This is a genomic window from Moryella indoligenes, from assembly GCF_030812885.1.
Classification (GTDB): domain Bacteria; phylum Bacillota; class Clostridia; order Lachnospirales; family Lachnospiraceae; genus Moryella; species Moryella indoligenes.
On record NZ_JAUSTO010000002.1, the window covers coordinates 129,499 to 142,027 of the forward strand.

General features: G+C 47.0%; 15 protein-coding genes. All 15 read right to left on the reverse strand.

Annotated features, from left to right (window positions below; all coding sequences use genetic code 11):
- Positions 1-53: 53 nt before the first annotated feature.
- The 15 genes from J2S20_RS02030 to J2S20_RS02100 all read right to left on the reverse strand — a co-directional run bounded on the left by J2S20_RS02030 (position 54) and on the right by J2S20_RS02100 (position 12,528).
- Positions 54-602, reverse strand: coding sequence for a hypothetical protein (locus tag J2S20_RS02030; RefSeq protein WP_307252550.1), 549 nt, complete (start codon positions 600-602; stop codon positions 54-56).
- 49 nt (positions 603-651) lie between these two features.
- Complete coding sequence (locus J2S20_RS02035) at positions 652-1,515, reverse strand: DUF6273 domain-containing protein (RefSeq protein ID WP_307252552.1); 864 nt, start codon at positions 1,513-1,515, stop codon at positions 652-654.
- A 3-nt stretch (positions 1,516-1,518) separates the two neighbouring features.
- Positions 1,519-2,112, reverse strand: coding sequence for a hypothetical protein (locus J2S20_RS02040; protein ID WP_307252554.1), 594 nt, complete (start codon positions 2,110-2,112; stop codon positions 1,519-1,521).
- Positions 2,113-2,544: a hypothetical protein gene (locus tag J2S20_RS02045; protein WP_307252558.1), complete on the reverse strand. Its 432-nt coding sequence runs from the start codon at positions 2,542-2,544 to the stop codon at positions 2,113-2,115.
- A gap of 13 nt (positions 2,545-2,557) precedes the next feature.
- Positions 2,558-4,717: a hypothetical protein gene (locus tag J2S20_RS02050; RefSeq protein ID WP_307252560.1), complete on the reverse strand. Its 2,160-nt coding sequence runs from the start codon at positions 4,715-4,717 to the stop codon at positions 2,558-2,560.
- Between the two features lie 70 nt (positions 4,718-4,787).
- Positions 4,788-5,096: a hypothetical protein gene (locus tag J2S20_RS02055; protein ID WP_416388982.1), complete on the reverse strand. Its 309-nt coding sequence runs from the start codon at positions 5,094-5,096 to the stop codon at positions 4,788-4,790.
- A gap of 77 nt (positions 5,097-5,173) precedes the next feature.
- Positions 5,174-8,629, reverse strand: a complete 3,456-nt coding sequence (locus J2S20_RS02060; protein ID WP_307252565.1) for a hypothetical protein — start codon at positions 8,627-8,629, stop codon at positions 5,174-5,176.
- Between the two features lie 3 nt (positions 8,630-8,632).
- A complete protein-coding gene (locus J2S20_RS02065) occupies positions 8,633-9,091 on the reverse strand; it encodes a hypothetical protein (RefSeq protein WP_307252568.1) in 459 nt (152 codons plus the stop codon).
- Entirely contained in the window at positions 9,073-9,405 is a 333-nt protein-coding gene (locus J2S20_RS02070; RefSeq protein WP_307252570.1) for a DUF5055 domain-containing protein, read from the reverse strand. The genes J2S20_RS02065 and J2S20_RS02070 overlap by 19 nt, the downstream gene beginning before the upstream one ends.
- A 39-nt stretch (positions 9,406-9,444) precedes the next feature.
- Positions 9,445-9,870 (reverse strand): phage tail tube protein, encoded by a 426-nt coding sequence (locus tag J2S20_RS02075; RefSeq protein WP_307252572.1) that lies wholly within the window; start codon positions 9,868-9,870, stop codon positions 9,445-9,447.
- A 5-nt stretch (positions 9,871-9,875) separates the two neighbouring features.
- Positions 9,876-10,277, reverse strand: a complete 402-nt coding sequence (locus tag J2S20_RS02080) for a hypothetical protein (RefSeq protein ID WP_307252575.1) — start codon at positions 10,275-10,277, stop codon at positions 9,876-9,878.
- Complete coding sequence (locus J2S20_RS02085; RefSeq protein ID WP_307252579.1) at positions 10,274-10,807, reverse strand: hypothetical protein; 534 nt, start codon at positions 10,805-10,807, stop codon at positions 10,274-10,276. Before J2S20_RS02085 ends, J2S20_RS02080 begins: the two co-directional genes overlap by 4 nt.
- On the reverse strand, positions 10,804-11,178 hold the full coding sequence (locus J2S20_RS02090; RefSeq protein WP_307252582.1) for a hypothetical protein: 375 nt from the start codon (positions 11,176-11,178) through the stop codon (positions 10,804-10,806). Before J2S20_RS02090 ends, J2S20_RS02085 begins: the two co-directional genes overlap by 4 nt.
- Positions 11,175-11,486 carry a phage head-tail connector protein gene (locus J2S20_RS02095; RefSeq protein WP_307252584.1) on the reverse strand — a complete coding sequence of 104 codons (312 nt, stop codon included), beginning with the start codon at positions 11,484-11,486 and terminating at the stop codon, positions 11,175-11,177. The genes J2S20_RS02090 and J2S20_RS02095 overlap by 4 nt, the downstream gene beginning before the upstream one ends.
- Before the next feature lie 25 nt (positions 11,487-11,511).
- Positions 11,512-12,528, reverse strand: a complete 1,017-nt coding sequence (locus J2S20_RS02100; protein ID WP_307252586.1) for an SU10 major capsid protein — start codon at positions 12,526-12,528, stop codon at positions 11,512-11,514.
- Position 12,529 lies beyond the last annotated feature (1 nt).

Sequence of the window (12,529 nt, forward strand, 5' to 3'; positions counted from 1 at the left end):
CACGGTAATACCCAGGTCATGTGCGATTTCCACAATCTCTGTAAGCAGCTCTTTCAGAAACTCCTTATCTTTGCAGAGATTGCCCCTTTGAACTTGTTATCAGATTTACGCCAACCTTTGATAAGGTCTATCTCTCTTTGAATATCCTCACCGAACCTCAAGAAAGAATTGACATCCACTGGGAGAGTTTCTATTGCATACTGTAGTTCCTGTACCAGTCGGTAGCACTGACCGATTGCCAGGTCTTGATGAACACGCCGCTCTACCAACTCTTCATAGTAGGTGGGGTAAATGCTGTTCGCAGTGTAGACGTGTTCACCGATAGACCTCAGACAATCAACTACAGCTTTCCGCTCATCCTCAATGAACCAGGTATCAAAGGCTTCCTGCTGCTTGCGGAAATGGTCATAAATCTTTTTCTCAACGTCAGTAAGTTCTTCGTAGCTTCGCCCGCTGAATTTCTTTTCAAGGCGTTGTGCTGCCTTTCGTTTGCTGTAGCCGACGTCACGGAGCAGCAAATCAGTAACCTCTTTCCTAACTTTGTTGAGATGATGGAACACCTCAAACTGAGAGGGTTTCCGTTTGCTTTTCAATACTGACATTTCATTAGTTCCTTTCTACTGCACCCCACAAGGGGGTGCAGATTTTAGATTAACCGATACAGAAAGCGGGGCGAACGCCAAAAGAGGGAGAAGCGCCGTTGGCGTTCGCATTACCGTTGCCGCTGACAAAGGAGAAGGCAGTAGCGGAAGCTACATCTCTCAGCCAGTAGTCCTCTAGGTTATGCAGCTTAGTACGGTCAAACATGAAGAGCGGGAACTGACCGTCACCCGAAGCCACGTTGTAACCGTTACCATCATGTGCGCCCCACGCTACAGAACCATAAGCCTGCACTTCGTTCATCAACTCAACATCAGAGTCGAACCATGCCCAACCCGAAGGTGTGTTGCCGTTTACAGCATTGGTCAGAAGTTCTCTCTTTGTAAGAACATGAGCGGAACCAAACGCTGCCTTGATAGTAGTCTTAGCCTGCGCCAGATTCGACTTATACATGGCAGAACCCGTGTAACCACCTGTAGTAACATTACTGGTATTCATCTGTGCTTTATAAAGAGAAGTATCGGGAACAACGACTACATGGTGCTTCTTAAAAGCAGTATCACCACAGTTATAGTAGTAATCAAATGCTGCAATACGATAAATCACGCCCCCGATAACCCAGTAGTCACCAATATACAGGTCTGTGAACTTACCACTTGAAATAGCGGCATACTGCTCTGCTGTAACAGAAGTACCCAGGTACTTACCACGATAAATACAGTTATGTGCCGCTGCACCATCAGCCAGTACATTTCTGACTGAATCAATGTCAGTCTGCAAACCCTTATGAAGATTCTCCACGGTAATGACCTTCACGCCGTTACCATCGTGAATCAACATCTGCTCAGTACCCGTAGCGGACAGAATCGCTTCCAGATCTGCAAACTTTTTTGTCTGAACACTAATAGTTGCCATCTTCTATTCCTCCTTGTATTTCCAATCTGCCAGAATCGCATAGTCCAGGTCATCCACAATCAAGGTGATTGCTTCATCATCTGTAGCAAGCGGAGCAGAGAAGTCATTCTGCATTGTCATCTGCTCAAGCAGAGTCAAACGCTCATCCAGTTCGGTACACTGATGTTGCAGGTTGCCCGCAGCGTCCTTACTCAGCTGGTCTCTCATAGCCTGGAACCAGGCATTATAAATTTGCTGCTGCTGACTCTCAAAAGCCGCCATGCTTGCCTTGTATTCCTGTTCCAAATTATCCGTGTAGTTGTCAAACTCCGTTGCTTTGGAATCAGCTTCCTTTTCAAACAAAGTTTTCTGCTCTGCGAAATAATTCTGGAAAGCGGTATACAAGTCTGTGCCATTTTCCACCATGCTCATAATGGTGTTGAGGGCTTCGTTCATACGGTTAGCGTTTTTCGCACCGAAGAAAGATTTCTCTTTCCCGGTATAAGCCGTAATGTCCTGGAAGGATACTGAACCATCTTCGTTGCTAACCTGGTTATATCGCTTCAAACCCGCCCACACAGCGTCCGTATAATCAACAGGTAAAAGTTCCCATGCCATTTACAAGTCCCCTCCCCTCATTCCGAAATTCCATACAAACATCCTCCTTCCTTCACTCTCATTCGTGAGTCTGTCATACAGGTCTAAAGTTGCACCCTCCAAACGATTCAGTTCATTGAAATCCATCGTAGTACCGTTATCGTTATAAACGGGTGCAGACCCGTAGGACATTCTGAGAGTGTTGGTGTTGAGGGTTTCCAAATTTTCTTCAAGCTGATTGATTTCATCAGCGTAGAAGTAATCACCTGGTACTCTGTCATCACCCAGGCTTACAAGGGAGAACTCCTTGTACAGCTTGATTGCCATGTCCCGGAGGAACATCAGATTGTTCTTGATACGGTTGAAATCCAAAGCATTGAATCTGTCACCTGTATAAACACCCTCTGAATTTGTACTTCCGTGCCAATCTGTTTTAGGTGTTTGCCATTCCATCTTCCGTCACCTCCTAACGGGATACACGTCTTGCGGTCACCTTGCCGCTGAACGCCTGGTCAAAGTTAATTGTGTACCGATAGATATTTACCTTCATTCCGTCATGGAACTCATTCTCCTGGTACACAATATCGTTTGCGTCAATCTCTGGGTTACCTCTGGTATCGTACTCATACTCAATACCTGCGGTATAATAGTTACCAATCCATTCAGCCAGTTCCGTAGCAATCGCCATATCACTGATAAGCGGGTTCGCCCATTTTACAGACTTACCTCTACTGTTCAGTGACTTCACGGCATATCTCTCCACGATTTTGTACCGATAGCCCAGGATTTCCAGACGAAAGGTTCCTGTCTTAGAGAACTTGACCGTTACATAGTAGTTGCCCCATGCAGTGATACTCACACCACTGGCACTTTCGTCCAGTGTTGCCCGGAAGTTGTAGGACGGTTCGCCCACATAGAAGGTTTCCACATCACCAGACTTCACGGTAATATCTTCACTGACAAGACTCTCTTCGGCATTACCCGGCTGATAACTGTAGCAAGGTACGATGACCTCTTTGACCAACTCCTGCTTAATAGCTTTCGGAGAAGAAGAAGTCATGTCCTGCCGCTCCATGGTGAAGTCAGTCACATCACCGAAAGCGAAGTTGTTAAGCACAATACGGTTGTACGGCTCTGCCGTTCCCGTGAACTCAATCTTCATGGTGTCGAAATCGTCAAAGTCCCGAAGGATAACCAGGGTCTTTGTAATTTCTTCCTCCACTTCATACTCCGTAACCAGTTCGTTATTGTTGTAGGTACGAATGACCATTCCCGAAGGAAGGGCATTACCGAACACGAACTTCACACCGTAGTACATACAGGCGGCTTCCTGCACGATGGTCACCACAGGGTTTGTGGTGAACTTACCGTCAGCGTCAGACTGCTGTTCTGAAATAAAGCCTGTGTTCAGCGTCCTCTTACTTGCCGCCCGTGGCAGGAAGAACATTGTCCCATCTGCCGTGGTGTAGTTACTTGCCAGTGTTGCGTACTCATCTTTGGTGTCATCCGTCAAAATCTTCGCAACGTGGGAGTAATCGGTTTCACCATTGCTGCTTGCCACAGCTTCCGGGACGAAAGAGGATTTAATCTGAATCGTACCGACTCTGGACTGTGACAGAACACAGCGGCAGGCATTGGCTATAATCTGTAATGCTTCCTTGCAGGAAACACGGGGGATAGGATTCTTCGTGTACAGCTTTTTGAGCCGTGGGTCAACATAGTAGTCTTTCTCCCCGGCAGCTTTCAGAACCTCAATCGCCAGGTCATAGTAGCTTTTGCCGTTCGGGGCATACAGTCCTTTGTAATACTCCGTGTCCATGTTGCGGAACACGTCCTGGCAACGGATTGTTGCCGTATAGTCATCAGACTCCCACTCTGAACAGAGCAGGTGATTTCCTCTGACCCATTCGATTTCATCAGAGTTCGGAAGCTGATACCCATAGTAAATGTCCATCTCCTGTCCCGTTTCCAGGAAGTTGATAGCCGACTTCGGGTTGTCCACGTTGAAATACTTGTCATAGTTTTTCAGCGTTACTGAGAAATCAATCTGAGGAATGTCAGCACCAATCGGACTGACATAACTCTCAAGCGAAGAACTCATAACAGAATCGTTGTAGTACACCAGTCCGTAACCGAAACGGAAGGAGTAAATACGCAGCCTGCTTCGGAGGTTCTTCATTTTATGAATTACCAGAGTCAGTGTGGTTACATTCTCAAGCACTTCCTCCGTAGTAAAAACAGCTTTGTCATTATCCCGGAACTCAACCTTTTGCCCGGTATTCGTGACAAAATCGAAATCAGTAGGATAGTTCTCACCGAAGTTAATCGTGATACCTCTGAAATCAGTCGGAGCCGCATGAAGGTTTATGGTCACTTCATACAGTCCGTCTGATACTAGGTTCTTTCCTACCAACCCTGTGTTGTAGAACATTGCCCCCGGCTTGTTCCGCGGGAGAAAATACATGGAACCGTCAACCCTGGTAAAGTTCTCTTCCAGAGTGGCGTACACCACATCGTCAGTTCCCTCATTGAACAGGTTGCCCGAGTTGGAGAAGTAGGCAAACTCTCCGTTGTCTACTCTGGCTTTCACCTGCGCTTCCTGGTTGACAACTCCGAAAGAAATCATTATGTATGCTCTCTTACGGAGGGAGTCTTTCATGCTTGCCTTATACTCTTTGGATACCTTTTGCATAAAATCACTCTCCTACGTCAATCAGATTCACCTTGCAATTCCTGTAGTGTGTCGGGTGACCGTCCTCATCTACCCAGTAGGGTTCAGCCGTTCGGTTACCGCAGTACATTTTGATGGTCTTAGGTGCATTACTTACAGGGTCGATAAAAGTTACATTTACAAAGAAGTTATTAAGGATACTCAATATCTTTGACCACTGTTGGGCAGTGAGCCATGACCATTCCAGATTGTCAATCTTATACTGATCACGTCCGATACGCTGACCCACCACCGTACCGTTTGCGTTACGCCCGGAGTCTACAAGAGTGGTCACCGTAGGGGTGACACCTCTCTTGCAGGGAGGTAACGCATAACCGTTGATTGCCAGATAAGCCATTACACATTACCTCCTTATCCTGTAAAACTATAACCATTGGCTTTCTTCTGAGTGGTCACAGCGTCAGTCACCACACGGTTACCAACCTGCACCACGGTTTTCTCTTCCTTATCAGCCTGCCTACGCATATCATCAGCCATCTGAACCATGGTCGGTTCAACGTACTCATGGTAGAAATCCTCCATGGCTTCACGGAAGCCCATTGCGGAAACCTCCGTGCTGCTCTGTACGTTAGAAGAAATAGACCGGGAGAATGCGGCAGAGTCATAATATTTCAAAGCAGAAGTATCAACTGCCAGTGCCATTGTCGGACTGAAATTCGTGAAGGAATCAGCCCATGTGCCGACTACAGATTTCGTACTCTTACCAACCTGGGCAATCGCATTGTTGAAACCTGCAACGGCAAAACCACCAATCTCATAAAAGACCTTAGACGGGGAGTTTACGTCCAACTTATCCTTGAACCAAGAAATGATTGAACTACCCCAGGAAGAGATTGTGCTTTTGCAAGTATGGTACAATTCACCGATACCGTTCTTAAAACCACTCACTACGTCAGAAGCTACATTGTAGAAACCGTTGTAGGAGCAATGTGCTGTGAACCAACTCTTCACGCTGCTACCGAAGGTACTCATGTTACCCTGTGCCGTAGTATAGTACCCGCCGATTCTGTTCTTGAATCCATCAACTACACTGGTTGCAAATCCAGAGAATGCAGAAGCGGAAGCGATACCAGAGAACCAGTTCTTCACATTGGTTGCCCAGGTGGTTATATTGCTCTTTGTATTCACATACGCAGAACCAATCTTATCCTTAAACCCAGTCACCACATTATTCGCAAAGGTCTGGAAGTTTGTAGAGTTCACACCGCCGAAGCCGCTGTTCGTAAACCACTCCTTCACATTCGTAGCCCAGGTAATCATGTTGGACTTCGTAGTGGTGTAGGTGGAGCCTACCTTTGTACGGAAGCCCTCAATGACATTCCCGGCAAACGTCTGGAAGTTCGTGGAGTTTACGCCACCGAAGGAACTATTGGTGAACCATTCCTTGACCTTACTTGCCCAGGTAGTCACGTTCGTTTTGGTATTGGTGTAGGCACTACCGACTTTGGTTCGGAAACCTTCAATCGTGTTGTTCGCAAAAGTACTGAAAGTGTCGCTGTTCACTCCACCAAAAGAGTTGTTGCTGAACCAGTCTTTCACTTTGCCTGCCCAAGTGGTCACGTTAGACTTAACCGTGGTATAAGTACCGCCAACTTTGTCTTTGAAGCCGCTTACGATATTGCCGCCTGTTTCCTTGAAATGCTCAACAATACCCTTGCCGTCCTCACCCTTCGTGAACCACTCAATGACCTTGCCTGCCCATTCCTTAACCTTACCTGCAATTTCGCTGAACTTATTAAGTCCCTGTAAGAAACCTTCGACAACATAACCGCCCATCTCCTTCATTACTGTAGAAGGAGAGTGAATACCGAAGCACTCTTTGAATCCGTCAATGAACGGGTCAAATACGTTCTCCTTAATCCATTTACCGATGTTCTTAATGCCATCCCAAATACCCTCAAGCAGACCTGCTACCCAGTCCAGACCGCACTTCTTCGTGCCGTCATCGTTGGTAAGGTACTTCTGGAAATACCCAGTAATGTCCTCCCAGATACCCTGCACGAAACCTGCGATAACACTAACTGCCGCCCCCAGAGCAGAACCAAGTAACTTAAAGAAGCTCTGTGCCACACCTGCAAAGTCAATTCCCTTGATACAATCCTTTAGATTCTTCCACAGGTCTTTGCCCATTTTGTTCCAGTTATAGCTTGCAATCCACTCCTGGGCTTCATTGAATGCACCCTTCAAGAAATCGCCAATGCTCTTCCCCACAAGGCTCCAATTCAAACCGCCAAGCAAGCCAATCATAAAATCAAGGTCTACCGTGACACCACGAACCAGAAGTCTGCCCAGGTATGTGAAGTCAATTTCCTCCATTGCACCATTCAGCAGTTCTGCTATATGGTTACCCAGGTTCTTGAAGTCCGCTGTCTTTAAGAACCAGTATGCTGTCTGTATTGCACCATTCAGTCCGTATCCAATCTTGTGACCGATACCAGACCAGTCAATGCTATCCACAATCTCATTGAACTTTTCGCCCAGTAAAGTACCAAGGCTCTCCCAATCACCTGCGTCCAGTGCTGCTTTCAACTTGTCGGTAAATTCGGAAATGCTACTGTCAATCGGCACGGTTTCAAACATATCACCATAGTTCTTACCACCAGAGCCGCTTCCGCTATTGGAATCGTTCTTACTGATAATGTTCAGTTCATCAATGCCAACCGTAGCGTCTTTAATATCCTTCGCTGCTTTCTTCGCAGACTTACCCGCTCCAGAGATAGAATCACCGTAGGAAGCTGCCGCTTTCTTCGCTTTCGTGAAGGTGGTTGCACCAGACAGTCGGGCGAAAAACTGATTGACGATATTCAGCAGTGCTGCAAACTTATCAATCAGAGCGTCTACCGCAGGAGCAATCATGTTGATAAGCGGAGCCACCATAGCACCCATGCTATTTTTGAGGTATTGGAAACTGGTTGCCAGACTGTCCATGCTTCCTTTGAACGTACCGCCCATGAGGGAACTGTACATATACAAATTCTGAATACCTTCCTTCATTGCAGCCGTAAGCTGTGCAAAGAAGAATCGAATTGCACGGTACATTGCAATACGCTTTAAGGAAGAGAACAAATGACCCATACCCGAGGTTGTTTGTTTCACCTTACTACTCAGTTTGGAACCGATAGTGCTTCCCAGTTTCTTGCAGGCATTCACTGCTGATTTTGCCGCAGTGCTTACCCCCTTCAAGGTGGCTTGAAATGCTTTCAGAGCAACACCGCCTACAGCAGAGAATGCTCTTGAGAACACGCCACCTACACCTTGCAGAACACCAAGGAATCCCCTGGTCTGCGTAGCGGCAGCGGTTATCTGGGAAGTATACTGAGTAATACCAGAGGTTGCCGCCGTAGCTGCCGCACCTGCGCTTGTAGCACCCGCAGAGTCAGCAGGAGCCGCAGTCCCAGTAGGCGTTGCCGTCTGGTTACCAGTAATATTTCTCATATTCGGAATCTGAATGCCCTGCATATTCTGTAGAGCAGTGCTGAGTGCTTCAACCTTTTCCACACCAGACCAGTCCAGACTATCCAGAGAAGCACCGATTTCAGTTATTCTCTTAGAGATTGTGGAGGAAATCTTGACATTGCTCAGAGAGTTAAGGCTTTTCGTCAAATCTTCAATCTTCTCAATCCCGGACATACTCAGCTTTGCATTGCTGATTGCGTCCAATTTCTTGCTGATATTGTTCAGACCTGCACCGCCTTTGGTTGCTGCTTTCAGCTTATTGAAGCTGTTAATCAGAGCGTCCACACCTTTAGCGGCATTTTCGGACTTCGCTTCAATTTGAAACTCAAGACCTTCAATCTCAACTGCCATGATTTATTCCTCCTTCCGTTTGAATTTTGAATTAACCCCTGCCATTATCTGCTTCATGGCTTCCTTACCTGCATTCATCTTTTTGTAATTCTCTTCCTCTTGCTGCTGTCTATGACGTGCTTCTGTAAGAGGAATCGGAGCCTGCCTATAAGGAATCGGCTTGTGCTTTTTGCTCATAGCGTTCAGTACTGGGGAAGCGTCAACCAACGCTTCATAGAAATACAGACCTTGTAGCCAAAGGGCTTCATTCTGCCGTTCTTTGACCTTTTCATCCATATCCCTGTAGTACTGTGCCATCTCACAATCACCATCCCAGTAATCGTGATAACCCATTCCCAGACTCATGTAATAACCGCAGAGTTCTTCAAAAGTTTCCCCGTAACGATAAACAACGGGCAAGCGGCGGTTGCCGCCGCCCGTTGCAGCATGGGAGTCCGAACCCGTTACCAGTTCGCTTCCCAACTCACGTTTTTTACCGCTTTCTCATCGGGTTCCTCCATTAGGGTCACTATCGGGTCATTGTACATCTCTGCCAACTTACCAATCAGTTCATCCTTATGAGGCATACCCTCATAAATCTTGTCAATCACATCCTGCTTCACGAAACGATGATGCGCCTTAAATGCACCTGCAAAAAGAGCAGGAAGCAGAGTCATAGGCTTACGGTCAATGTCCTGTGCGACAAAGCCCTCATCCTCCATCTGCTTGACAGTACGCCTGGTAAACTCAAGCGTGTATTCCTTATCTTCATAGGTAAAAACAATCTGTTTAGCCATTGCTTAACTCTCCTTTAATTCTCAAAATTAAATGTAATCTTACTCTTCGTTCTCAGTGATAGGAGTGGACGGGGCAATCGTAATCGCCATACCACGAACCTCATTAACGCCGCCGCCAGTAACGTAGACGGACAGTTCGCCTGCAAACTTGAACTTGCCCTCAGAACCCGTAGGAGTCGGGGAACTTGCAGTCTCAGTGCCACCAAACCATACTGCGTATTCCTCGTTCTTACCCTCAAGGGCTTTCAGAGCCTTGTACTCAGTGTGATCATAGTTGGCATTAAAGGTCATGCCGTCATTACTCTGGACACCATTCACATAGGTCTGCATTTTGTCAGACAGAGTGGTGGTTTCAAGCAGTTCCGGGTCACCGCCCAGGTCGGGGAACTCAGTAATGTTAAGCAGCTTCTCCCATGCCGTTTCCTTCTTGTGCATGAGGAAAGTCATATAAGTACTTGTAGCCATTTCACTTACCTCCTGTAAAAGTGTTTTCCATCGGTAGCCACACGGAAGCGGGCTGTAATCCGATAGATTGTTGCGTCCTCCATGTTCGGCACCGGGGTCATAGCCGTGCGCCTAAAATTCATGAAGTACAATGCGTCATTGATTTCTTTGATAATCTTCTTGCATTCTGTTTTCTTACCATCTGCCTTATTGGAGTAGACATTGATTTCAAACATGGCAATAACCGTGTTCTCTTTCGTGCTGCTGTCCTGCCACTCCGTAGGGATATAGCAGTCACTCTGGGTAATACTCACATGAGGAAAAGAAGAAGGTGATTTCACATATTCACTGGCAATATCAATCTTAGGAAATTTCTCTCTCAAGATTTTTGCAAGCCTTGTATAGACTTCGTTTTCGCAGTCAATCATGTGTAACACCTCCTTGCTATCTCTTCAAACTTCTCTTCCAACTCTCTGACTGTTTCGTACATACTCATGTTTGCAGGGTTACCGTAGGTGTGAACTTCACCTGCGTGTTTTCCCGTGGTAATAACTTCACCGTTAGAACCAGGGTCACCAGTGTATCGCCATCCCTTTTCAAGCCGTCCCAGTTTATAACCATAACCACCACGGGTGAAACCGTTCTTGCCTGCTTCCGGGTGATTGTCTGGGTACTTGATACCTGTGCCAAACTCAATAAAGAGGACTGAACTTCCTACAGCTACCACGGCTATTTTGTTGTTGTTATCCCGGCTCTCTACAGACACGCTCACATCATTCGTACCGTCATAGACGGCTGTCTGGAACTTTGCCGTAGCTACCTGGACTCCGTCTTCGCCGAGGGCTTGTATGAATTTTTCAGTACACTCTTTCAACCACGTCTTGTAGTTCTTGAGTTCTTTAATGGCATTGTCAATGCTCTTTTCGGATAACGTAACTTTGATAACACGCTTGTTCACGATACGGTCACCTTGCTAATAGCGTAAGAGATACTGGTAAGGGACTTTGCAACACGCCGTACCCTATAGTCACAGAGAGGATTGCCGTCATTTCCGAACTCTGGCTCTTTATCCACAAAGAGCAGGGTGTTTTCGTCAATGGGACAATTTATATCATCGGTAATGAGTACCTTGTCATAGGACTCTAAGTTACCGAACATATTCACCTGGGCATATCCAGTCGCAGGTGAAACACTGCATTGCAGTTCAACAGGGCTTTCATAACCCACCTGGTATTCACCAGTTTCATTCCCGTCATCATCCAGAAGCGGCTCCCTGCCTTTATACAGGCAGTAATGCACGGGCTTGAGATTACGCTTCATCAGCTTCATAGAATCACCCCCGCCATAGGAAGGATTCGCCGCAGCAGGGTAGGGGGAATGTCACCATCTTCATAAGAACGGGAAACGCCGTTTTCGCTGTGTGCTGTTTCACCCTCTGCCCCACGCTTATTCAGCATATAAGCGGTAATCTCAACATGAACCGTGTCATATTTTACAGGAACCGTATCTTCTTCCGTATAAGGGTAGGCACGGGAAAGCACTACCCCTTTCGCTAAAGTGAGGTAAGTGGACAACACATCGTTATCCGTTTCCTCTGTCATGCTTTTCAGCATGGTCAGCTTCTCTTCATCGGTCATGTTGTCCACCTCCTTCTAATTTCCATTAGCCCGTAGTCTTGCCAATGTCAGCGGCATTCGCCACATAAACAGAACGGCTGTAGGTCGGCTTCTCAAAGGTAGTAGAAATACCAGTGAACTTGCCGTGATACCATTCGGGACCATGGTCAAGACCAATCTGACCGAAAAGCTGATACTTCTCACCCGCACCCGTCTTAGCAAGCGGCTCCAGGAAGAAGTTACCCTTACCCGGAACAGGCTGATAAACAGGAGCCAGAACATCAAGGTTCAGAAGCATTGCCGTACCCGCAGACAGGCACTCACCCAGATACAGGTAAACAACACCGATAGGGGTTACCACACTGGAAAGAGCAATACCGTTAATCTCGCGGGCAGCAGGAACCACAGTCAGACCATTCTGAACAGCGTCAGCGTTGACCTGGAACAGAGTCACAGCGTCACACCACAGCACCAGACCGTCAGTCGGAGCATTCGCACCGTAAATCTTCTTCACCATGTCGGCAATGTCCCACAGACCCAGGGGCTTCTTAGCCATTGCCATGGTGTTAGAGGTGATAGCATTCACCAGACCACGGGTCTTGTTTACCGCAGAGTCAGAAGTAGCCTTGTTGTACTCACCGTTGATAAAGGTGTACTCAATATCACGGTTGACCTTCTGAATCTTAGCGGCAACCTGGAAGTCCAGTTCGCTCATCGGGTTTGCCTGCTGCTCTGCGACATTGATACCGCTCAGTGTACCCATGTTACTCTGCTTACCGTAAGAAATACCAACAGACTCCTGGAAAATCTGAGTGACGTTCGTTTTCTGAGAACGGGTCACAACATCAGCGTCCGGGGCAGTCAGAGAAGCACTCTCACTGATTGCAGGCTGAGATCCGCTACCATTAGAGGTGTACTCCTGTCCAGTAACGAACTCTACATGATTCGTGGTTTTCGCCTTACTACCGATAATGGAAGAAAGCGGGGTACGCACGTTACCCTTGTTAAACAGCATTCCGGAATAGTTCAGAACGCCTAAACTGGTTGCAAACGTATCTGCCATT